The sequence below is a fragment of the Marinobacter sp. P4B1 genome, from assembly GCF_001447135.1.
GTDB lineage: Bacteria > Pseudomonadota > Gammaproteobacteria > Pseudomonadales > Oleiphilaceae > Marinobacter > Marinobacter vinifirmus.
Map to the genome: position 1 here is coordinate 392,623 of NZ_LLXM01000005.1, position 23,282 is coordinate 415,904.

At 60.3% G+C, this 23,282-nt stretch carries 21 protein-coding genes; 5 read left to right on the forward strand and 16 right to left on the reverse strand.

Annotated elements, in window-relative coordinates:
* Positions 1-65: 65 nt before the first annotated feature.
* A complete protein-coding gene (locus tag AQ621_RS03520) occupies positions 66-2,942 on the forward strand; it encodes an ATP-binding protein (protein ID WP_058340287.1) in 2,877 nt (958 codons plus the stop codon).
* Here the strand turns inward: AQ621_RS03520 and pdxJ are convergent.
* The 13 genes from pdxJ to rpoE form a co-directional block, all read right to left on the reverse strand.
* Positions 2,939-3,673, reverse strand: a complete 735-nt coding sequence (pdxJ, locus tag AQ621_RS03525) for a pyridoxine 5'-phosphate synthase (protein WP_022988874.1) — start codon at positions 3,671-3,673, stop codon at positions 2,939-2,941. The genes AQ621_RS03520 and pdxJ overlap by 4 nt on opposite strands.
* Positions 3,673-4,419, reverse strand: a complete 747-nt coding sequence (gene recO, locus AQ621_RS03530; RefSeq protein ID WP_058340288.1) for a DNA repair protein RecO — start codon at positions 4,417-4,419, stop codon at positions 3,673-3,675. The genes pdxJ and recO overlap by 1 nt, the downstream gene beginning before the upstream one ends.
* 7 nt (positions 4,420-4,426) lie before the next feature.
* A complete protein-coding gene (gene era, locus AQ621_RS03535) occupies positions 4,427-5,344 on the reverse strand; it encodes a GTPase Era (RefSeq protein WP_022988876.1) in 918 nt (305 codons plus the stop codon).
* A complete protein-coding gene (gene rnc, locus AQ621_RS03540) occupies positions 5,344-6,033 on the reverse strand; it encodes a ribonuclease III (RefSeq protein ID WP_036219388.1) in 690 nt (229 codons plus the stop codon). Before rnc ends, era begins: the two co-directional genes overlap by 1 nt.
* Positions 6,030-6,416, reverse strand: coding sequence for a DUF4845 domain-containing protein (locus tag AQ621_RS03545; RefSeq protein WP_058340289.1), 387 nt, complete (start codon positions 6,414-6,416; stop codon positions 6,030-6,032). The genes rnc and AQ621_RS03545 overlap by 4 nt, the downstream gene beginning before the upstream one ends.
* Positions 6,417-6,441: 25 nt before the next feature.
* On the reverse strand, positions 6,442-7,221 hold the full coding sequence (lepB, locus tag AQ621_RS03550) for a signal peptidase I (protein WP_058340290.1): 780 nt from the start codon (positions 7,219-7,221) through the stop codon (positions 6,442-6,444).
* 15 nt (positions 7,222-7,236) lie between these two features.
* Positions 7,237-9,039, reverse strand: a complete 1,803-nt coding sequence (gene lepA / locus AQ621_RS03555) for a translation elongation factor 4 (protein ID WP_058340291.1) — start codon at positions 9,037-9,039, stop codon at positions 7,237-7,239.
* Positions 9,040-9,143: 104 nt separating this feature from the next.
* On the reverse strand, positions 9,144-11,870 hold the full coding sequence (locus AQ621_RS03560; RefSeq protein WP_058340292.1) for a bifunctional diguanylate cyclase/phosphodiesterase: 2,727 nt from the start codon (positions 11,868-11,870) through the stop codon (positions 9,144-9,146).
* Between the two features lie 121 nt (positions 11,871-11,991).
* Positions 11,992-13,395 (reverse strand): DegQ family serine endoprotease, encoded by a 1,404-nt coding sequence (locus tag AQ621_RS03565; RefSeq protein ID WP_264753801.1) that lies wholly within the window; start codon positions 13,393-13,395, stop codon positions 11,992-11,994.
* Positions 13,396-13,551: 156 nt separating this feature from the next.
* Positions 13,552-14,001, reverse strand: coding sequence for a SoxR reducing system RseC family protein (locus AQ621_RS03570; RefSeq protein ID WP_058340294.1), 450 nt, complete (start codon positions 13,999-14,001; stop codon positions 13,552-13,554).
* Positions 13,998-14,954, reverse strand: a complete 957-nt coding sequence (locus AQ621_RS03575; protein ID WP_264753802.1) for a MucB/RseB C-terminal domain-containing protein — start codon at positions 14,952-14,954, stop codon at positions 13,998-14,000. Before AQ621_RS03575 ends, AQ621_RS03570 begins: the two co-directional genes overlap by 4 nt.
* A 91-nt stretch (positions 14,955-15,045) precedes the next feature.
* A complete protein-coding gene (locus AQ621_RS03580) occupies positions 15,046-15,603 on the reverse strand; it encodes a sigma-E factor negative regulatory protein (protein ID WP_058340452.1) in 558 nt (185 codons plus the stop codon).
* A 15-nt stretch (positions 15,604-15,618) separates the two neighbouring features.
* Positions 15,619-16,308: an RNA polymerase sigma factor RpoE gene (gene rpoE, locus AQ621_RS03585; protein WP_036219391.1), complete on the reverse strand. Its 690-nt coding sequence runs from the start codon at positions 16,306-16,308 to the stop codon at positions 15,619-15,621.
* 94 nt (positions 16,309-16,402) lie between these two features.
* Between rpoE and nadB the strand changes: the two genes are divergently transcribed.
* From nadB to AQ621_RS03605, 4 genes are read left to right on the forward strand one after another with little or no spacing between them, the layout of a single operon-like run.
* Positions 16,403-18,010 (forward strand): L-aspartate oxidase, encoded by a 1,608-nt coding sequence (gene nadB / locus AQ621_RS03590; RefSeq protein WP_201785314.1) that lies wholly within the window; start codon positions 16,403-16,405, stop codon positions 18,008-18,010.
* A 36-nt stretch (positions 18,011-18,046) separates the two neighbouring features.
* On the forward strand, positions 18,047-18,319 hold the full coding sequence (locus tag AQ621_RS03595; protein WP_058340296.1) for an FAD assembly factor SdhE: 273 nt from the start codon (positions 18,047-18,049) through the stop codon (positions 18,317-18,319).
* Positions 18,303-18,761, forward strand: coding sequence for a hypothetical protein (locus tag AQ621_RS03600; RefSeq protein ID WP_058340297.1), 459 nt, complete (start codon positions 18,303-18,305; stop codon positions 18,759-18,761). The genes AQ621_RS03595 and AQ621_RS03600 overlap by 17 nt, the downstream gene beginning before the upstream one ends.
* Positions 18,762-18,791: 30 nt before the next feature.
* On the forward strand, positions 18,792-19,757 hold the full coding sequence (locus tag AQ621_RS03605) for a CAF17-like 4Fe-4S cluster assembly/insertion protein YgfZ (protein ID WP_058340298.1): 966 nt from the start codon (positions 18,792-18,794) through the stop codon (positions 19,755-19,757).
* Here AQ621_RS03605 and ung read toward each other — a convergent pair whose 3' ends face one another.
* The 3 genes from ung to prfB all read right to left on the reverse strand — a co-directional run bounded on the left by ung (position 19,758) and on the right by prfB (position 23,179).
* Positions 19,758-20,492: a uracil-DNA glycosylase gene (gene ung / locus AQ621_RS03610; RefSeq protein WP_058340299.1), complete on the reverse strand. Its 735-nt coding sequence runs from the start codon at positions 20,490-20,492 to the stop codon at positions 19,758-19,760. It lies immediately after the preceding gene.
* Between the two features lie 4 nt (positions 20,493-20,496).
* Complete coding sequence (gene lysS, locus AQ621_RS03615; RefSeq protein WP_058340300.1) at positions 20,497-22,032, reverse strand: lysine--tRNA ligase; 1,536 nt, start codon at positions 22,030-22,032, stop codon at positions 20,497-20,499.
* A 51-nt stretch (positions 22,033-22,083) separates the two neighbouring features.
* A protein-coding gene (prfB, locus tag AQ621_RS03620) for a peptide chain release factor 2 (RefSeq protein ID WP_145840241.1) occupies positions 22,084-23,179 on the reverse strand; the annotation gives its coding sequence in 2 pieces (ribosomal slippage) (positions 22,084-23,106 and positions 23,108-23,179; 1,095 coding nt in all).
* Positions 23,180-23,282: the final 103 nt, after the last annotated feature.

Sequence of the window (23,282 nt, forward strand, 5' to 3'; positions counted from 1 at the left end):
CAGGGAAGTACCCGGTATTGGCTGCCAACACAGCACCGGGCTCGTAAGACTGACGGGAACACAGTATGCGGCGTTGGGGCATTCGAAAAAAAGTTCTGGTGGTGACCCTCGTTCCCACCCTTCTGACCACCCTGTTGCTGGGCCTGTTCTTTACCTACAGCTGGGTGAAGAACATCGAAAACCTGCTGGACGACCGGGGCGAATCCCTGTCCCGCCAGCTGTCTGCCGGTGCCGAGTATGGCCTGTTTACGGCCAACCGCAGCCTTCTGAGCAGCCTGTCCACGGCACTGCTGGAAGAGCAGGATGTCCGCTCCATCACCTTCTTCGACCGGGACGGCCAACGCCTGCTGCACAGCGGCCCCGGCAGCACCGAAACCATCCCTGCCTCGGCCCTCGGCTCGGAAAGACCGGTCAAGCTGAGCTCAGACAGCAGCACCCGCTTCGTCACCCCGGTGTACCTGCAAGACCTGATGATCGAAACCATGCTCGACCCGGACGCCCGGGAATCCGCCACCGAGCTGGCCGAGCCCCTCGGTTGGGTGGCCGTAGAGATGTCCCATATCCGCACCGAAAAAGAAACCTACCAGGCGCTGCTGATCTCCCTGATGCTGGTGGTTGGCGGCGTGCTGCTGAGCCTGCTGGTTTCCCTGCGCCTGAGCCGGGCCTTTACCGACCCTGTATTCCAGCTGAATGAAGCTGTGGCCAAGCTCAAGGAAGGCAAGCTGGATACCCGGGTATACACCCGGGCCGGGCCGGAGTTTGAACAGCTGGAATCCGGCCTGAACGAGATGGCGTCGGAGCTGAGCCAGGCCCAGGCAGAAATGCAGCAGAACATCGACCAGGCCACCGGGGATCTTCGGGAAACCCTGGAGACCATCGAGATCCAGAACATCGAACTGGACTTTGCCCGCAAAGAGGCCCTGGAAGCCAGCCGGATAAAATCGGAATTCCTGGCCAACATGTCCCACGAAATCCGCACGCCGCTGAACGGCATTATCGGCTTCACCGAATTACTGCTGAAAAGCCCCCTGCCACGCCAACAGCGGGACCACCTGAACACCATCCGCAAGTCGTCGGAAATCCTGCTGACCATCATCAACGACATCCTGGACTTCTCGAAAATCGAAGCCGGCAAACTGATCCTGGACCGCGTGCCCTTCCAGCTGCGGGATATCGTGGAAGAAGTAATGGTCATGCTGGCACCGGCGGCCCACGCCAAGAACCTGGACCTGGTTCCGCTGGTCTATAACGACGTGCCGGACAACATCATGGGCGACCCGCTCCGGGTCAAGCAGGTGATCACCAACCTGGTCAACAACGCCATCAAGTTCACCCAGACCGGCGAAGTCGTGCTGCGCGCCAGCCTTGAAGACGAAGACAAGGAAGCCAACCGGGTCACCCTGCGCCTGAGCGTAACCGACTCCGGGGTGGGGCTGTCCCGGGCCCAGCAGCAATCCCTGTTCAACGCCTTCAGCCAGGCTGATGCCTCCACCGCCCGGCAGTATGGCGGTACCGGGCTGGGGCTGGCGATTTCCAAGCGCCTGGTCGAAGAAATGGGCGGTGAAATCGGCCTGGAGAGCGAACTGGGCCGGGGCTCGACTTTCTGGTTCACACTGACACCGGAACTGTCCGTCACCGGCGAAGGCTCTTTCTCCAGGGAGGCTCTGAAAGGCGAGCGGATTATCTATCTGGAGCACCAGAAAACCACCGGGCTTGCGGTGGAACACCTGCTGCGGGAATGGGGCGTGGCGGTTGACCGGGTGGCCTCGCCCGGCGCCCTGATGGAACAGGTAGAAGAAGCCCAGCGCCGCCAGGAAGGCTACGCCGTTGTCCTGCTCGGCATTACCCGGCACCTGCTGAACTCCAGCCAGTATTGCAGCCTGGTGCGCAGCCTGGAGGTGGAGCGGGACTGCCGCACCCTGCTGCTGACACCCACCCTGGAGACCCACGACCTGCCGCTGTCCGGGCTGGCCAGCGGTCACCTGACCAAGCCGGTGTGCCGTGATCCCCTGTATGACGAATTACTGCTACTGATTCACGGAATCCATACCGGCAGGGGCACCCTGCCCCAGCCCGTGCCCGGCACAAGAACCTCCGGCGCCCGCCGGGTGCCGCGCATCCTGGCGGTGGATGATAACGAGGCTAACCTGAAGCTGGTAATGACCCTGCTGAAAGATTGCCGCCTGGATGCCGAGAGCGCCTCCAGCGGCTTCGAAGCCCTGACCAAGGCCCGGCAGAAGCCCTTTGACCTGGTGTTCATGGACCTGCAAATGCCAGGCATGGACGGGGTGGAAACCACTGCCCGTATCCGGGCCCTGGATTCCAGCTCCCATCAAACGCCGATCATTGCCCTGACCGCCCATGCCCTGGCCGACGAACAGGAAAAACTGGCCAAGCAGGGCTTTGACGGCTACATGCCCAAGCCCATCAGCAGCGCCCAGCTGATTGAACTGGTAAGGGAATTCACGGGCTACGAGTGCTCCGGCAGCCAGCCCCGGTTCAAGATTTCCGAGGTGCGGGATACCCGGCGCGGTCTGCGGCCGTCTAACCGCCGGACGCACCAGGATTGCGTAAGTATTGACGAGAGTATTCAGCTGGCCGCCGGCAAGGCTGACCTGGCGGAGGAGCTGTTCAGCATGCTACTGGAACAGCTGCATACCGACAGCAAGGCCATCCCCGAGCTATGGGAAAAGCAGCAACTGGATGTTCTGCTGGAGTGTGTACACAAGCTCCACGGCGCCACCCGCTATTGTGGCGTTCCGGAGTTGCGCACAGCCACCAACCGGTTTGAAACCGCCCTGAAGTGCCAGGCCCAGGACCTGGAAATCCAGAAAGACCAACTGCTGGCCGCGATGGCCCGGCTGCAGGACTGGAGCGAGCAGACCGACTGGCAGCAACTGTTCCGGGAACAGCACCAGCCGGCCACCAGCCCGCAAGCCTAGCGGCGTACGCTATCCAGAATCGCCCGCATATCACGCACGGCCTCTTTCAGGCCGGTAAACACGGCGCGGGCAATAATGGCGTGGCCGATATTCAGTTCATTGATGCCCTGAATGGCCGCCACCCGCTCGGTGTTATGGTAATGCAGGCCATGGCCGGCGTTGACGATCAGTCCCTTCTTGCGGGCATAGGCCACGGCATCCGCCAGAATCCGGAAAGAGGCATCCGCCTGCTCCGGGGTTTCTGCCTCGGCATATTCGCCGGTGTGCAGTTCCACCACCGGCGCACCACAGCGCACCGCAGCGTCAATCTGGACCGGGTCCGGATCAATAAACAGTGACACTTCTGCGCCGATTTTCGCCAGCCGTTCACAGGCCCGGGCCACCCGGTCTTCCTGGCCATCCACATCCAGCCCGCCTTCGGTGGTCAGCTCTTCCCGCTTTTCCGGTACCAGGCACACACACTCCGGCCGCACCTGTTCGGCAAAGGCCAGCATGGCGTCGGTCACCGCCATTTCCAGGTTCATCTTGGTCTGCAGCACTTCTTTGAGCAGCAATACGTCCCGGTCCTGGATATGCCGGCGGTCTTCCCGGGGGTGAATGGTGATGCCGTCTGCGCCGGCTTCCTCCGCCACCAGTGCGGCCTGCACCGGGTCCGGATAACGGGTACCCCGGGCCTGGCGAAGGGTGGCCACGTGGTCGATATTCACTCCGAGCAACACTCTGGGGTTCATTACGTTCTCCCTGAAGACGAAACCGTCTGGCTGAAAAGATTGCGGCTGTGCAGGGGCTTTCCCTGCAGAAGGTAGTCTACCAGTACACGCATCACCCGCTTGGCGGTTTTGCGGCTGGCTTCACTGGTGTAGTCACCGGCAGCGAGGGCTATCAGCACCTCCCCGGGCAACTGATTCAGGCGGGCATCACGGCTGGCCGCCGACACAATGCCCTGGGCCGGGTCGTATCCGTATACCTGGCCGGCGCTGACCGGCAAGCCGGTATCGGTGGCCTGGTCCCAGGCAAAGTCATAGCCCAGCGCGGAACAGAACTCCCGCTCGAAGCGACGCAGCAAGGGCTCCAGCTCACCCCGGCCGGCCAGGCCGGTCAGGGCTTGCAGGGTATCGATATAGCTGGCGAACAGGGTGGGATAAGGATCGGCAACCGGCAAGACCCGTTGCAGCAACTCGTTGATGTAAAGGCCACTGTAGAGCGACAGGGTCTGCCTGAGCAACGGTGCAGAGCGCACTTCCAGCTGCACCAGGGTTTTCAGGTCACTGCGGCCGGTCCAGTCGACCAGCAAGGGCTGAAACGGCTGCAGCTGGGCCTTGAGGGGGCTTTTTGCACTGTTGGCACCCCGGGCAACCAGGCTCATGCGGCCATGGTTGAGGGTAAACAGGTCTACCAGCAGGGCGGTTTCCCGCCAGGGCCGGCGGTGGATCACATACGCCGGCTCCTGCTGCACAGCTCCCTTCGAGGCCACCATGGCGGCCTCAGAAGTCGCTCATGCCCAGACTTTTCAGGGCCCGGTCGCTGTCTGCCCAGCCCCGCTTGACCTTGACCCACAGCCGCAACATCACCTTGCAGCCGAACATCTTCTCCATATCCATACGGGCATCCTGGCCAATCTGGCGCAGGCGCTCGCCCTTATCACCGATGATGATTTTCCTCTGGCCTTCACGCTCGACCAGGATCAGGGCCGAAATATGCAGGGTTTTGCCCTGATGCTTGAACTCTTCAATTTCGACCGCCACGGAATACGGCAATTCTGCGCCCAGTTGCCGGGTGATTTTCTCACGCACCATTTCCGAAGCCATGAAACGCTCGCTGCGATCCGTAATCTGGTCATCCGGGTAGAAATGCACACTCTCCGGCAGATACCGGCCCACCGCTTCTTCCAGTGGTTTCAGGTTGGTCTCTTTCAGGGCCGACAGCGGAATAATCTCGGCGAATTCCCGCTTCTTCGACAGCGTTTCCAGGTGTGGCAGCAGCAAATCCCGTTTCTCGATCTTGTCGACCTTGTTAACCGCAAGGATGACCGGGCACTTCAGGCGCTTCAGTTTCTCCAGCACCATCTCGTCGGCGCTGGTCCAGGCCAGCTGGTCCACCACAAACACCACAACGTCTACATCGATCAGGGCCGATGTCGCGGCCTTGTTCATGTAGCGGTTCAGGGCCCGGGGCTCTTCTTCGTGCATGCCCGGGGTGTCTACATAGATGGCCTGCACCGGACCCACGGTCTTGATGCCCAGCACCTGGTGGCGCGTGGTCTGGGGTTTGCGGGAGGTAATGCTCAGCTTCTGGCCGAGAATATGGTTCAGCAACGTGGACTTGCCCACGTTCGGGCGCCCCACGATGGCTACGAAGCCACAGCGGCTGTCCGGATTCTCCGGGCGGGTAATATCATTCATCAGTCGTTCTCCACGCCCAGTTGTTTCAGGGCACTGCGGGCGGCCTGCTGTTCAGCAATACGGCGACTGCTGCCGGTGCCGGAGGTTTTCCGATCCAGTGATGGCAAGGCGCAGGACACATGGAAGGTCTGGTTGTGGGCTTCGCCGTCCACCGAAATCACTTCATACCGGGGTAACGGGAACTGCCGGGACTGCAGGTATTCCTGCAACCGGGTTTTCGGATCTTTCTGGGTGTCCTGGATATCCAGTTTCGCCAGCCGCTCCTTGAACCAGCGCAGCACCTGCTCACGGCAGGTGTGAAAATCACTGTCCAGGTAAATGGCCCCGATGATGGATTCCACGGCATCCGCCAGGATGGATTCCCGGCGATAACCACCGCTTTTGAGTTCACCGGAACCCAGGCGCAGGTACTGGCCGAGCTGGAACTCCCGACCGATTTCCGCCAGGGTCACACCTTTGACCATGCGTGCCCGGAGGCGGCTCAGCTGGCCTTCCCGGGCTTTTTCGAAGTGGAGAAACAGGTGTTCGGCGATCACCATATTCACGATAGAATCGCCCAGAAACTCCAGCCGCTCATTGTTCTGGTTGCCGTAGCTTCGGTGGGTCAGCGCCAGCAGCAACCGTTCAGGTTCCCTGAACTGGTAGCCGATCCGGCGCTGTAACTGATCAAGATCTGGTTGTGAACTCACTTGCCCTCTAACTCATACTCGTGCTGGAAATGAACAATGCTGTCCACATTCCCGATGATATTGTTGCGAACCTCATAGTCCACCTTGATCACCACAAACTCACCGTTCTTTTCCACAGTGATGTTCTTGGCATCGAAGCCCCGGACGTTATTGACGCTCAAGCGTTTGTTGATCAGTGTGCGTACCTGTGCCGGCCCCATCTGCTCAAGGCCTTCGGTACCTTCCAGGCTTTCCAGTGCTTCCTGGATGGTAATGTCATCAATGTAGGCCGGCCCGATCTTGATCGCCAGGGTGAGCAGCGCACCGAAGAACAGCGCGATGATCATCATGGCCAGTGCGCCGCCTTGCTGCTTTTTCAGGCCTGCAGGAGTTTTGTTATTCATTCTTTTCTGTCTCCGGAACAATGGATTACTCAATAGAGCCTACTCGATCAAAAGATGGCAGACTTGTCAGCGATTGCCAGTGCATCCAGATTGCAAAGGCCTTGCCCACCACCAGTTCGTCCGGCACGGTGCCCCAGAATCGGCTGTCGTTACTGTTGTCGCGATTGTCGCCCATTACAAAGTAATGCCCGTCCGGCACCACCCATTCGCCCTCACCGGTGCTGCTGACACGGCCCATGGTCAGGTAAATGTCGTGTTCAACCGGCCCCAGTTGCTCGCGCCAGCGCTCCATCGGCGGCAGACGCGCCACAAAGTCCCGGGCCACCGGCTCGTTATTGATGAACAGCTGCTTGTTACGGTAGCGGATATGGTCACCCGGAAGGCCGATCACCCGCTTGATGTAGTTGGTGGAACCGTCTTCCGGGTAACGGAAGACCATCACATCGCCCCGCTCCGGATCGCCGATGTCAACAACCTTGGTACCGGCAACCGGCAGGCGCAGGCCGTAGGCATACTTGTTGACCAGGATGAAGTCGCCCACTTCCAGCGTGGGCAACATGGAACCCGAGGGAATCTGGAACGGCTCAACCAGGAACGACCGCAGCACCAGGACCACGGCCAGCACCGGAAAGAACGACCGGCTGATATCCACCAGCCAGGGTTCGGCTGGTGCTTCCTTGGCGGGGGCATCCTCTGCCCCGGCAGCCGCCAGGCGCCGCTTTTTCAGAACCAGTTTGTCGGCAAGCCAGATCACACCGGTTACCAATGTCAGAACTACCAGTACCAGTGGAAAATCAATGTCCATCCGGGCGCCTTAGTTTTAGTTATCGACTTTCAACACGGCAAGAAACGCTTCCTGAGGCACCTCGACATTGCCCAGCTGCTTCATACGTTTTTTACCTTCCTTCTGCTTCTGAAGCAGTTTCTTCTTACGGCTGACGTCACCACCGTAACACTTGGCCGTTACGTTCTTGCGCAGGGCCTTAACGGTTACCCGGGACACCACCTGGGTGCCAATCGCAGCCTGGATGGCGATATCGAACATCTGCCGCGGAATCAGCTCTTTCATCTTTTCGATAAGCTGCCGGCCCTTGCGGTGGGCCAGGTCTTTGTGAACGATCAGGGCAAGGGCATCTACCCGCTCGCCGTTGATCAGCACATCCAGCCGCACCAGGTTGGCCGTCTGGAAACGCACAAAGTGGTAATCCAGTGAGGCAAAGCCCCGGCTGGCCGACTTGATGCGATCGAAGAAATCCATCACCACTTCCGCCATGGGCAACTCATAGCTGACCTGCACCTGGGTGGACATAAAGTGCATGTTCTTCTGAACGCCGCGCTTTTCCTCGCACAGGGCAATCACGTTACCCAGGTGTTCCTGGGGCACCAGGATATTGGCCTCTACGATCGGCTCGCGCATTTCCTCGATGGAGCCAATATCCGGCAGCCGGGACGGGTTGTCCACCGACAGGGTCTCACCCTGTTTGGTGACCACTTCGTAGATAACCGTGGGCGCGGTGGTAATGAGGTCAATGTCATACTCCCGCTCCAGTCGCTCCTGGATAATCTCCATGTGCAACATACCCAGGAAGCCACAGCGGAAGCCGAAGCCCAGGGCATCGGAGTTTTCCGGCTCGAAAAACAGCGAAGCATCGTTCAGGGTCAGCTTTTCCAGGGCATCCCGGAAATCGTCGTAATCATCGGCGCTGACCGGGAACAAACCGGCATACACCTGCGGCTTCACTTTCTGGAAGCCCGGCAGCATCGGGGTTTCTTCAGCAAACTTCTGGTGCACGATGGTGTCGCCCACCGGTGCCCCGTGAATGTCCTTGATGCCCGCCACCACGAAGCCCACATCGCCGGCTTCCAGGACATTGGTGTCGGTAGGCTTCGGGTTGAAAATACCGACCTTGTCCGCGCTCCACGCTTTCTTGGTGGACTTGATGACAATCTTGTCGCCCTTGCGCAGCACCCCTTCGGTAACCCGCACCAGTGACACAACACCCAGGTAGTTATCAAACCAGGAGTCGATGATCAGCGCCTGCAGCGGTGCACTGCGATCCCCTTTGGGGGGCGGAATCTTCTTGATCAGGTCTTCCAGCACATCCTCAACGCCCAGACCGCTCTTGGCGCTGCAGCGCACGGCGTCAGTGGCGTCGATTCCGATAATGTCCTCGATTTCGGCGGCTACCCGGTCGGGCTCGGCCTGCGGCAGGTCCATCTTGTTCAGGACCGGGACAACTTCCAGCCCCTGCTCGATGGCGGTGTAACAGTTGGCCACAGACTGGGCCTCGACACCCTGCCCGGCATCCACCACCAGCAGCGCGCCTTCGCACGCATACAGTGAGCGGGACACCTCGTAGGAAAAATCCACGTGGCCAGGGGTATCGATAAAATTCAGCTTGTAGGTTTCACCATCTTTGGCGGTGTAGTTGAGCGTTACGCTCTGGGCCTTGATGGTGATGCCCCGTTCCCGTTCGAGGTCCATGGAGTCCAGGACCTGTTCGGCCATTTCACGGTCCGTCAGGCCACCGCAAATCTGGATAAAGCGGTCCGCCAGCGTGGATTTACCGTGGTCGATGTGGGCAATAATGGAAAAGTTACGGATTCGGCTCAGTTCAGTCACAGACAATGATTACTCATATAAGACGTAGGATTGAGCCCGGAGGGGCCGCTACCGGGATCCGGGAACGGCGTGATTTTACCGGTTACCGGCCGTCATTGCCATGATCAGGAAATCAGCGGCTTCTCGTACTGGCGAATCAGGAACCCGATCAGGGCATCTTCGTCCAGCGGATAGCTGAACAGGTTACCCTGCCCCTGGGCACAACCGGCCGATTTCAGGAAGTTAAGCTGCTGCATGGTTTCCACCCCTTCCGCCACAACGGTCAGGTGCAGCTGGTGCGCCAGGGCGATAACGGCCGAGGCTACGTCGGTGGCGCTGACATTGTAGGGAATGTCCCGGATAAACCGGTGATCAATCTTGATCACGTTCAGCGGTAACTGCTGCAGGGCAGCCAGCGAACAGGAACCGGTACCGAAGTCGTCCAGGATCAGGCACACACCAAGATCACTCAACGACACCAGCAACTCACGAACCAGTCTCGGATCTTCATTGAGCAGCTCGGCGGGCATTTCCAGCTCCAGCCGGTCCGGTGATACCCCGGTTTCGGTAATCACCCGGCGCATCAGATCCGGGAAACCGGAATCTGTGAGCTGCCGTACCGAGAAGTTCACCGCCATTTTCAGGGATTCAAAGCCCGCCCGCTCCAGCGCCTGTACCTGGATGCAGGCCTGGCGCAGCGCGAGCTCACCGAGACGGATGATCAGGCCGGTTTCCTCTGCCAGGCTGATAAACTGCTGCGCCGATACCAACCCCTTTTCCGGATGATGCCAGCGCAGGAAGGCCTCTACCCCGATTACCCGCTGGCTGGCCAGGTCCAGTTTCGGCTGGTAATGCAGTACAAACCGGTCGCCTTCCAGGGCGGTTGCCAGCTCTTCCTGCTGCAACAGCCGCCTGGCCGCCTTGATATTCATCGCCGGGGTAAAGAACTGATAGGTGTTGCGGCCGACTTCCTTGGCCCGGTACATGGCCAGGTCTGCGTATTTCATCAGGGTGCCGGCATCTTCGCTGTCGTCGGGAATCATGGTGATCCCGATACTGACGGTTACTCCTACCTCGTGTTCGTTCAGGCGGATACGCTGGCAAAGCCGGCGCAGAATCGACTCGGCGACGCGGCCTGCAGCGTCAGAATCGCTGATGCGCGAAAGCAGTACCACAAATTCGTCACCACCCAGCCGCGCCACCGAATCTTCTTCCCGGACACAGCCCTGCAGCCATTGAGCCACCTGGCACAGCAGTTCGTCACCGGCGTCATGGCCCAGGGTGTCGTTGATTCGCTTGAACCCGTCCAGGTCCAGGAACATCAGGGCGGCCGGCTCACCACTGCGCCGGCAACGGCGCACCACATGGTCCAGTCGATCCCGGAACAGCTGCCGGTTTGCCAGCCCGGTCAGCGGATCGTAGAAGGCCAGGCGATGCAATTCCGACTGGGCCGCCTTCAGCTGGGTAAGGTCCCGCAGGCTGAGTACAACGCCATTCACCCCGGGAACCGTCAGCATGGCGGTGTAGGTGCCCTCCATATCGCGCCAGCGGCTTTGGGCATCCCGTATCCTGGCCCGCACCACCGGCATCTGCTTGCCCGGCTCTGCCATGGCATCCTTGAAACCGCGCTTCAGGGCCGACCAGTCGTCAGCATGCACCAGCTGGTCAAACTCCAGCTCATCAACGGCGTCCGGATCAAAGCCCAGAATATCCTTGCTGGAGGGGCTGGCATACAAGGCATGGCCCTCTTCATCCAGGACCAGCGTTACGTTGGCGGCCCCCTCGGTAATGGCCCGGTAACGGCCAGCGCTGGCCTGGGCAATCATCCGCGAACGGATCAGGGCGAGTGCAAACAGCCAGAGCAACAGGCTGATGGCCAAGCCGGAGCCCAGCACAATCGGCGGGCGCGCGTCAGAGGCCAGGTAATCAAAGGCCGGGGTAGAGCGGGTTTGCAGCAGCCAGTCCCGGCCACCGAGCGACACGGTCTGGCTCATTTCAAAACTGAAATCGTTTTCCAGGGAACCGAGGTTAGAGCCGTACATCAGGGTGTCACGGGACACTATGCCATTATCGTAGATTCGAACGTCCAGGAACGGGGAGATCAGCCCGACAATGCCGTCAAACAGACTGTTCATGCGAAATGCACTGAACACATAGCCCGCCAGCATCATGCGTCGCTCGGCCCGGATTTCCGGCACCTCACCGCCCTGAAAAACCGGGTAATACATGAGAAAGCCGGCCTGGTCTTCATCAACCGATTCCTGCACCAGCACCACCTTGCCGGTAACCATAGGCACCGCGGCATCCCGCGCCCGCTCCATGGCACTCCGGTGCACCGGATCGCTGAACGCATCGTACCCCAGTGCCCGCCGGTTCCTGTCGGTACCCGGCTCCATATACACCATGGGGTAATAGTAGGGCCCCTTGCCCAGCGGCCGGACCAGGTAATCGTATATGCCCTGCCCCCGCACCGAAGAGATGTGATCCGCCATCTGGCGCACACCAATGCGCTCGACAAACCCGATACCCTCAATGCCCGGGTAGTAGCGGTTGATGTCCACCTTATTGACGTACTCGCTCCACTGCTCACGGGTGACCCGACCGCTCACGGCGAACAGCCCGGCGCTGCCGGCCAGCACCTGCTCGTAATTGAGCAAACGCTCTTCAATGGCGGTTCTCAGCTGAAGGGACTGGGTACGGAAGCGGGCCTCGGTGCGATCTTCCACCAGGCGGATGGACAATTGCCAAAGCAGAATGGTGGCAATGACTGAAACCAGGAACACGCCCCAGGCAACCCAGGCGTTCCGGAATTTCAGCAACTTACGGAGGGGGAGTTCCTTTTTTGTCATCATTTCCGGCGATCCGTGCCATAGCCATCGTTATTATCGGTCGAAAAAGTATAGCAAAAGCCCCTGAGCGTGTCGTGAACCACGTCAGGGGCTTTGTGAGCTGTCGCGAACGCGGGCGTTCGGGTCAGGGCTTCATCACCAGGTAGATAGCCCGGCCCTGGCGCACGATGCGTACCGAAACGGCCCGGTTATCCGGCAGGCCCGCGACCACCTTGCGGAACTCGTCAACCGAACGCACCTGCTTGCGGTTGATTTCGGTGATGATATCCCGTGGGCGAATTCCGGCCTCGTAGGCAGCGCCCTGGCCAACACCGGACACCAGCACCCCACCGTCGACGCCCGCTGCCCGGGCCATTTCATCATTCAGCGACTCGACCGCCAGCCCCAGGGGGTTGGCGCCGCTGTTCTCGTTGCTGCCCACTTCCGGGCTGGCTGCGGTTTCATCGTCCTCCGGCAAGCGACCGATCTCGACATCCAGGTCCATCTCCCGGCCTTCACGCAACACGGTCAACCGGGCCGACTCACCCACCGCAGTGCGACCCACCATGGGCGGCAGGTCTGAGGAACGCTGGACAGCTTCGCCATTGAACTCGAGGACAATATCGCCGGACTGCAGGCCACCGCTTTCAGCAGGAGAACCTTCCATTACTTCAGCGATCAGGGCACCACGGGGGCGCTTCAGACCAAAACTCTCGGCCAGGTCCCGGTTGACCTCCTGGATCAACACACCCAACCAGCCCCGGGCAACACTGCCTTCGTCCCGGATCTGGCGAAATACGCTCATGGCATCGTCAATGGGAATGGCAAACGATACCCCCATGAAGCCACCGGAGCGGGTGTAAATCTGGGAGTTGATGCCGACAACCTCACCATCCAGGTTGAACAGCGGCCCGCCAGAGTTGCCGGGGTTGATGGCAACGTCGGTCTGGATAAACGGCACATAGTTTTCCGATGGCAGGGAGCGGCCAAGCGCGCTGACAATGCCCGCAGTTACCGTATAGTCGAACCCGAACGGCGATCCGATGGCAAACACCCACTCACCGACCTTGAGATCCTGAGAACGACCAATGCTGACCACCGGCAGGTCATCACCGTTGTCGATTTTCAGCACTGCCATGTCAGAGCGTGGATCTGTGCCTACGATAACCGCCTTGAACTCCCGGCGATCATTCAGGCGCACGATCACTTCGTCTGCCCCCTCCACCACGTGGTTATTGGTCAGCACGTAGCCGTCTTTGGAAACAATGAAGCCGGAGCCCATGGAACGGCTGGGCTGCTGGGAATGCGGAGACCCGCCAAACGGCGACTGGGGGCCACGGAAGAAATCCTGCAGGAACGGGGGCAGCTGCTCGAACTGGCGCTCGTCGAAGGGCATACCCTGGAAGCGGGAGCCGCTGCTTTGCGGATCCGTTGTGGTGCTTATGTTGACCACGGCACTGGAATTTTCCTCCACCAGCTCGGTGAAGTCCGGCAAGCCGCGGGCCGCCAGGTCCTGACTCCAGAATACCGACACCAGTGCTGACAACATCAGCAGTGCGCCCAGCACCGGCCAGGGCTTCAGGACCGGGGACAACCGGGCAGCTTTTGTGTTTGTTCTCGACATCTACAACCCCCTGTTATGACTGTGATACAGCGTTAATTCTGGGGTCAGGCCTCTGATTTTCAACTTAAAAAACGGTAGGACTCAGAGACAGTTCACCGTTGCGATACGGTTGACCCTCACAAGGCGCGGTTCAAACCGGTCACCGGAGCCGGACTGCCAGTGTCTGACTGCGACAAAGCCCGCAGCCAGGCCCGCCAGCGCGCCGGTAATCGCGACAAGGTCCGTCGCCCCCAGCCACCGATAGGCCCCGATACTGCCCAGCACCATCAGCACAAGGGGCAGCCCGTATACCGCCAGCGAAGCGGTCAGCACCGATTGCTCATCCACTCCGATCACCACTTCATCGCCCACCCGGGCATCCACGGTGTTGGCCACCAGTATCTGGTTTGCACGCCCACCGGATACAGACGCCAGTGCCCGCTGGCCGCAACCGGAGCGGGCCGAACAACTCTGGCAGGCGCTGGTGCGGATAGTCTGCACCCAGGCCCGGTCGCCCTTGAGGGCAACCACTTTGCCGGTTTCAGTGATCATCGTTCAGACACCAGGCCAAGGGCGCCGTCAACTTTCACACCATCGGCCACCTTTCGTGCCGTGGCTGGCGGGATCTCTCCCACCACCGCGATCAGGAACGCACGTTCATTTACCGCCACCTCACGCATATATACGGTGGTAGCACCGATTCTGGACGCCCCGGTGGGCATTTTCAGCCGGCCCATGGGTTCAACAAATACCGAAAATGCCGCCAGGCCATCAGAAAAAGCAACTGCCTTGCCCTTGCCGGAACGAGGCGCTGCTGCGGGCTCAAAGCCCTCGGGGCGCCAGTTCAGGGTCCAGCCGTTCATGCGCGCTATCATCGATTGCCGGGGTTGGCCGGTGTCGTCGAGCGTACGGGTAATTTCCCGGCCCCGGGTCTGCACTTCGAACTCTTCGTCGGGAATATCGCCGGTTATCTCCAGGTTGGTGAACTGGAAATGCTCCAGCACCTCACCGTCAGCGTTGCGCACATGGCTTTTCACCAGCAGGGCCGTTTCTTTCTCCAGCCACAGCCGGTGGCTGTAACGATCGCTGTCTCGGGCGGTCAGGGCCACGGTAACCACATCGTATCCCGCTACCCGGTCTTCACCGATCAGTTCCGGCTGATACCATTGCCCGAAGGGCATCAACTGGCTGGTAAAGGCCTCGGCAAAGGGGCCGGAGGGAATGACTTCTTCCAGGCTGATCCGGCCACGATCCGGCAACACGCAGACTACATTCATGCCTTTGCGGACAATCTCTCCGCTGCCACCGTCCTGCATCACCAGGCGCTCTTCCACCCGGCCGTTGCGGTAGCGGTGGGCGATGCGCATGGAGTGAACCCGGTCGCCCCGGGCATAAACAAACACGCCGCGATAAGACGTCATATTCAGGGCCGGGCCCATGCGCTCCAGCCAGGCCATGGCCGGGTCCGGATCAGCGGGCGACTCGCCGGCCTTTACCGGCTGCATGGCCAAAAGCCATACCAGCACTGTCACCAGCGCAGTACCCACCAACCTGACATTCATGCCAACCGGAACCATCATTGAAACTGCTCCAAACTCAATAACCGCCGCTGGCACTGACCAGGCGGGCATAGCCTACCGAACCGCGCCCGGCGCCCACGCTGTTGTGCTGCGCATGCTCAAGCAGATACTGGCGCATCTGCTGCAGTTGTTCTTCATCCAGGCGTTGCAGGGCCACCTCTTCCACTGCCGATGGCAAGGCAACCGGTGCAACCGCACCCTGCCCGGCGATGGCTGCGGGAACGTCACCCGGTCGGGAATCCCAGCCGGCCCCGGCACCAAAGCCGACCACCAGCGCCATCACTACCATGGCAGCGACCGGCATGTGCCAGCGCCGGCGCGGCGACCGGGCAACCTCACTGGCAGCCACCTCGCGGCGGCTCCGGCCATCAAGCTGCTCACGCACAGCAGAGGCGATATCCAGGCCTTCCGCCGGGCCGTGGTTTTCGTGCATCAGATCCCGGACCTGCTGCCAGCGCTGCCATTGATCCCGAACTTCGTCCTGGTTGGCATGGGACAACAAGCGCCGAACCGACAGTTCATCCGCTTCGTCGTCCATCATCGCTGACAGGGTCTCTCTGAGACGATCATCCATCAGGTGCAACCTCGTTTATATCTCTGAATGATTCAGCAGCGGCGCCAACTGGCGATCCACTGCATCCCGCGCCCTGAATATCCGGGAACGAACGGTTCCTATCGGACACTCCAGAATCCGGGCAATGTCTTCGTAGCTCAGGCCGTCATACTCTCTGAGCAGAAACGCAGACCGAAGTTCCTCCGGCAAACCGGCAATGGCTTCAGTCAGGGCTTTCTGTAATTGCTCCCGCTGCAGCAGCCGCTCTGGCGAGGCGACGTCGCGCAGGCGACTGCCATCATCAAAGTTTTCGGCTTCGGCAGCATCGGCCGAGCCCTGAGGTCTGCGCCCCCGGGCTTCAAGGTAGTTTTTGGCGGTGTTAACAGCGATCCGGTACAACCAGGTATAGAACGCACTGTCGCCCCGGAAACGGTCAATCGCCCGGTAGGCTTTGACAAAGGTTTCCTGGGCCAGATCCATGACTTCCTGGCTGTCGTAGACATAGCGGCTGATAATAGAGGCCACCCGCGACTGGTATTTCACCACCAGCAGGTCGAAGGCCGCACGGTCGCCGTTACGGACCTTGCGTACCAATTGCAGGTCCGTCTGGCTGTCGGACTGCTCACCGGGATTCCAGTCTTTATCAGGTGTCATGGACGAAACAGCAGTGTGTCCCCTGTTGCTGGCCACTGGCTTTCTGGCCTTGGCAAGATTTGCTTGAGTCATTGGGCATTTTCCTGCGTTCGTTCAGGCCAAATAGACAGCAAGCGCAAAGTTTAGTTCAATACACGTCCACATTATGGCCCGCGACATCGACTCAATGCCACAGTCCTACGAATACGACGTTCTCATTATCGGCAGCGGCGCTGCCGGCCTGACCGTAGCGCTCAACCTGCCGGAACACCTCAGGGTGTGCGTGGTCAGCAAGGCCGACATCAGTTCGGGCGCCACACTCTGGGCCCAGGGCGGCATTGCGGCGGTGCTCGACGATACCGACTCGGTGGAAAACCACATACAGGACACCCTTAACGCCGGCGGTGGCCTGTGCCACGAAGACGCCGTGCGCTTTACCGTGGAGCACAGCAAGGAAAGCATCGAGTGGCTGATTGAATCCGGTGTGGAGTTCACCCGCCAGGACGATGGCGCTGACTACCACCTGACCCGTGAAGGCGGGCACAGCCACCGGCGCATCATCCATGCCGCCGATGCCACCGGCCATGCGGTATCCACCACTCTGGCCAGCCAGGCTGCGGCGCGCCCGAATATCGACCTGAAATCCGGCCGGGTGGCGGTAGACCTGATCACCAACCGTAAACTGGCCTTGCCGGGCAACCGCTGCGTGGGCGCCTACATCCTGAACCTGGAAGACAACCACGTGGAACTGTTCCGGGCCCGGTTTACCGTGATTGCCACCGGCGGCTCCTCCAAGGCTTACCGGTACACCACCAACCCGGACGGTGCTTCCGGCGATGGTATTGCCATGGCCTGGCGGGCCGGCTGCCGGGTCGCCAACATGGAATTCAACCAGTTCCACCCTACGTGCCTGTACCACCCGCACGCCAAGTCATTCCTGATTACCGAAGCCGTTCGCGGTGAAGGTGGTGTACTGAAGCTGCCAGACGGCAGCCGGTTTATGGACCGTTTCGACAAGCGCGCCGAGCTGGCGCCCCGGGACATCGTCGCCCGGGCCATCGACCATGAAATGAAGCGCCTGGGTGCAGACCACCTGTACCTGGACATCAGCCACAAACCGGCAGACTTCATCAAGCACCACTTCCCGACCATTTACGAGAAGTGCCTGGGCTTTGGCATCGACATCACCAAGGAGCCTATTCCGGTGGTGCCTGCGGCCCACTACACCTGTGGCGGCATTGTCAGCGACGAACGCGCCCGCACCGACATCAACCAGCTCTATGTGGTGGGGGAAGCAGCCTTCACCGGCCTGCACGGGGCCAACCGCATGGCCAGCAACTCCCTGCTGGAGTGCCTGGTGTACGGCCGCGCTGCCGCTGCCGATATCACCCGCCGGGAATCGGATATTCCGGCACCACCCGCGGCACCGGACTGGGATGAAAGCCAGGTACGGGATTCCGATGAAGACGTTGTGATCTCCCACAACTGGGACGAACTTCGCCACTTCATGTGGGACTACGTGGGCATTGTACGCACCACCAAGCGATTACAGCGGGCCAAGCACCGGGTCGACCTGCTGTCCCGGGAAATCGGCGAGTTCTACAGCAATTACCGGGTAACCAATGACCTGATCGAGCTGCGTAACCTGGTTACCGTAGCAGACCTGATCATCTGCTCGGCCCTCCAACGCAAGGAAAGCCGGGGCCTGCACTACACACTGGACTACCCGGGCCTGCTGAACGATCCGCAAGACACGGTCCTGGTACCCACCACCTATCGCACGCTGTCTCCCTGACCGGGAGATTCCATTCTGTTTTCAAGGCAATCGACTATGTCTGACACCAACGCATCCAACGACCATACCGACTTTCACCGCCTGTGGTGGCACAGCCGCCGGGGCATGCTCGAGCTGGATGTACTGCTGCTGCCGTTTCTGGAAGAAGCCTACCGGGATCTCGATCCGGAAGACCAGGAGCGCTATCGCAAGCTGCTGAGCTGCGAAGACACCGACATGTTCGAGTGGTTCATGCAGCGCAGCAAGCCGCAGGACCCGGATCTGCAGCGGATCGTGGAGATCATCCTGAACCGTGTCCAGCCGGATTGAACTGAGACTTTCCCCTTCACGGGCGGCCGGCATACTGGCTGCCCTGCCCTGGCTGGTACTGATGGTGTTCAGCCTCGTCGCAGCCCCGGCCAGCAGTCTTTGGCTGCTGTTGCTGCTGGCGCCTGCAGGGATCATGGCTGTTCGCCAGTTCCGGCGTTGTGGGCTGTTACAGGGCCCTGGCGCCATTGTTGCCCTGCAATCTGACGCCGACACCCTCACCTGCCAGCTGGCAAACGGGGAAACCCGCACTGTAAGAATCTGCGGTTCGAGCAGCCTCGGCGCCTCCTTCCTGGCCTTGAAACTTCGCCCTGCAGACACCACATCCAGAACTATGTTTGTACTGGTTCTCGGTGCCAACTCCCTGTTTGGCGCCAACGCCCCGGAGACCGATTTTCGCCGGTTACGGATGTGGCTGAGAGCCGGCCGGCCAACAACGGCTTAACGAATTTTCCACCCTATTGCGGAGAGCTTTATGAACAACCGCCCCACCACCGCCAACCAACATGGTTACGCGGTGCTTGAGCACAGGGTCATGGTCCGCATCAGCGGCCCGGGCACCGACAAGTTTGTTCAGGGCCAGTTTTCCCAGCACGTGGACGACGTTACCCCCCAACAATCACGCCGGGCCGCAGCCAGCACGCCAAAAGGCCGCGCCTACTGCCTGACCCGCCTGGTGCGGGACCAGCAGGACCTGCTGATGGACCTGGACCGGGAACTGTCAGACGCCACCCTGGGCCAGCTGAAGAAATATCTGATGCTGTTCCGCGGTACCCGCATGGATGTCATTGAACAGGCCCGGATTATCGGCCTGATGGGCCAGGAGGCCGCCGTGGCGGTTGCCGGAGACAACGCCGCCACACTGGGCAGCCCGGGCGATGTAGTGGCTACAGAGAACGGCTACCTGATCCGCATTGAGGACAGCGCCGGGGCTTTACCCCGATACGAATGGTGGCTACCGGAAGGTGCTGCCGAATTACCCGAAGGGCTTCCCGAGCTGACCATAAACGACTGGAACGCCGCCAGCATCGCCGCCGGCGTGCCCTGGCTGACACCAACCACCGTGGAAGCCTACGTACCGCAAATGCTGAACCTGCAGCATCTTCAGGGCGTCCACTTCAAGAAAGGCTGCTATACCGGGCAGGAAGTGATCGCCCGCATGCACTTCCTCGGCCAGCTGAAGAAGAGCCTGTACAGGCTAGCCTTTACCGGCTGCACCCAGGCGCCTGAAGCTGGCAGCAACCTGCTGGCAGGCGACAAAAAGGCCGGGGATGTGGTCAATGCGGTGATGACCTCAGACAACGGGGGCGAGCTGCTGGCCGTTCTGCGCCATGATGCGGACAAGTCGGCACTGAGCCTGGAAGGTAACGACGCCTGCCAATTCGAAGTGCTCGACCTGCCCTACCCGGTACCGGAGCGGGAAGCTGATCCGGCAAGCTGATTATTGCTTGCCGTAACGCTGTAGCAATTCGGCCTTCGGTGGCAGGCTCCAGTCGATCGCAGGCCGGTTCCGGCTGAGCAGCCAGTCATTGGCCCGGGAGAAGTGACTGCAGCCGAAGAAGCCCCGGTAGGCACTCAGGGGCGACGGATGCGGCCCTTCCAGCACCAGGTGACGGTTGCGATCGATATGCCGGCCTTTCTTGCGGGCGTAGCTGCCCCAGAGCAGAAACACCACATCGTCGCGCTCGCGATTGATGGTTTCGATCACCTTATCGGTAAAGGTTTCCCAGCCCTTACCCTGATGGGCGCCGGCATTGCCCTGCTCCACGGTCAGTACCGCATTCAGCAAAAGCACACCCTGCCCGGCCCAGGTTTGCAGGCAGCCGTGATCGGGCCGCGGATGGCCAAGATCCGCTTCAATTTCCTTGAAGATATTCACCAGGGACGGGGGCGGAGGCACATCCGGCCGGACCGAAAAACACAGGCCATGGGCCTGGCCGGGGCCGTGGTATGGATCCTGCCCCAGAATCACCACACTCACCTTATCCAGTGGCGTGCTGTTCAGGGCGTTGAAACACAGATGTCTTGGTGGAAACAGAACCTTTCCGGCCTGTTCCTCGGCGGCCAGGAACTCGGCCAGTTGCCGCATGTAGGGCTGACGGAACTCGTCCGCCAGCCACTCATCCCAGCCGCGACCGGGCTTCAGTTGCTGAGCCAGCGCCTCGGCAGGGTGCATCGCTTTACTCGCCTTCCGGCTTCTGCTCGGCCTTGTGCTCCGGGCGCATGGCCGGGAACAGGATAACGTCGCGGATGGACGGCGAATCGGTCAGCAGCATGGCCAGGCGATCGATACCGATGCCTTCACCGGCGGTCGGCGGCAGGCCGTATTCCAGCGCCATCACGTAGTCGTCATCGTAGAACATGGCTTCGTCGTCGCCGGCGTCTTTCTCGGCCACCTGGGCCTGGAAACGCTCGGCCTGGTCTTCGGCGTCATTCAGCTCGGAGAAGCCGTTGGCAATCTCGCGGCCGCCCACGAAGAACTCGAAACGCTCGGTCACGAACGGGTCGCTGTCCTTGCAACGTGCCAGGGGCGACACTTCTTTCGGGTACTCGGTGATGAACGTCGGCTGCATCAGGCGATGCTCGGCGGTGGCCTCGAAGATTTCGATCTGCACCTTGCCCAGGCCCCAGATATCTTTCACGTGGATACCCAGGTTCTTCGCCACTTCGCGGGCCTGGGCGTCGTCTGCCAGCTGCTCGCGGGTGATGTCCGGGTTGTAGCGCAGGATGGCGTCTACCACGGTCAGGCGCTCGAACGGCTTGCCGAAATCGTATTCGATGGTTTCTTCGCTGCCATCGTTCAGTACCCGGGTGTTCACCACGGTGGTGGTGCCCAGTACTTTCTGCGCGATGGTGCGCAGCATGTCTTCGGTCAGGTCCATCAGGTCGTTGTAATCGGCGTAGGCCTGATAGAACTCGACCATGGTGAACTCGGGGTTGTGCCGGGTCGACAGCCCTTCGTTACGGAAGTTACGGTTGATCTCGAACACCCGCTCGAAACCGCCCACGACCAGGCGCTTGAGGAACAGCTCCGGTGCAATCCGCAGGTACATATCGATACCCAGGGCGTTGTGATGGGTCACAAACGGACGGGCGGTAGCACCACCGGGGATCACCTGCAGCATGGGGGTTTCCACCTCCATGAAGTCACGGTCGGTGAAGTACTGGCGCATGGTGTTGATGATCTTCGAGCGGGCATGGAACACGCGGCGGCTGTCTTCGTTCACCATCAGGTCCACATACCGGTGACGGTAGCGGGCTTCGGTGTCGGTCAGGCCCTTGTGCTTCTCCGGCAGCGGGCGCAGAGACTTGGTCAGCAGCACGTAGTCTTCCATGGTGACGTACAGATCGCCCTTGCCAGACTTCGACAGGGTACCGCGCACGCCCACGATGTCGCCCATATCCCAGTGCTTGGTGTCTTTCTGGACATCCTTGGAGGCATAGATCTGGATGCGGCCGGTCATGTCCTGAACCACCTTGAACGCCTTGCGGTCGAGCATCATGCGGCCGGCAATGGCCACCTTGATGCCCAGGGACTCCAGCTCTTCCTTGGATTTGTCACCGTATTTTTCCTGCAGCTCGGCAGCGGTGGCATCGCGACGGAAGTCGTTCGGGAACGGATTGCCCTGCTCACGCATGTTTGCCAGTTTGGCGCGGCGCTCGGCAATCAGCTTGTTGTCCTCGGGCTGTGCAGCGTTCTGGGTGTGTTCAGTCATTTTGGCTCACTAAGAAGTCGGGATTGTCCGGGTGTGGGTGAATGGCGCTGATTACAGCGCCATCTTCAGACTGGCTTCAATAAACTTGTCGATGTCACCATCCAACACCGACTGGGTGTTGCTGGTTTCCACCTTGGTGCGCAGGTCCTTGATACGGCTGTCATCCAGCACGTAAGAGCGGATCTGGCTACCCCAGCCGATGTCAGACTTGGAGTCTTCGGCTTTCTGTTTCTCTTCGTTGCGCTTCTGCATTTCCAGCTCAAAGAGCTTGGCCTTGAGCTGCTTCATGGCCTGGTCTTTGTTCTGGTGCTGGCTTCGGCCGGCCTGGCAGGCCACCACAATCCCGGTCGGGTTGTGGGTCAGTCGCACCGCAGATTCGGTCCGGTTAACGTGCTGACCACCGGCACCGGAGGCGCGGTAAACGTCCACCCGCAGATCCGCCGGGTTGATCTCGATTTCGAAGCTGTCGTCCACTTCCGGCGATACAAATACCGAAGAGAAAGAGGTGTGGCGACGGTTGCCGGAATCAAACGGGGATTTACGCACCAGGCGGTGTACGCCGGTTTCCGTGCGCAGCCAGCCGTAGGCGTAGTCGCCCTGGATGTGAATGGTGGCACTCTTGATGCCCGCCACTTCACCTTCCTGCAGTTCAACGATCTCGGATTTGAATCCACGACGCTCGGCCCAGCGCAGGTACATGCGCAGCAGCATATTGGCCCAGTCCTGGGCTTCGGTGCCGCCGGAACCAGCCTGGATGTCCAGGTAGGCGTTGTTGGCGTCCATTTCGCCGGAAAACATGCGGCGGAATTCGAGTTTCTCGAGTTCTTTATCGAGGCCTTCGAGATCGGCTTCGATTTCCTGGACGGTACCTTCGTCATCCTCTTCCACGGCCATATCCAGCAGGCTTTCTGCATCGGCCAAGCCGTTGGTGAGGTTGTCGATGGTTTTGACGATCAGTTCAAGGTCTGAGCGCTCTTTGCCCAGAGCCTGGGCCCGCTCGGGATCGTCCCAGACGGTGGGTTGTTCGAGTTCGCGCTCGACTTCGGTCAGGCGTTCACTGCGCTGATCGTAGTCAAAGATACCCCCTCAGCGCTTCAGTGCGCTCGCGAAGCTCTTTGATCTTCGTCACTATGGGATTAATTTCCATGAAACCTTGTCTCGCTTTGGAAAATGGTGCGATAAAAACAGAGGGCGGATTCTACCGGAATTTGCGGGTTAAATCAGCAAGCGGAAAGTACGGAGTATCTGAG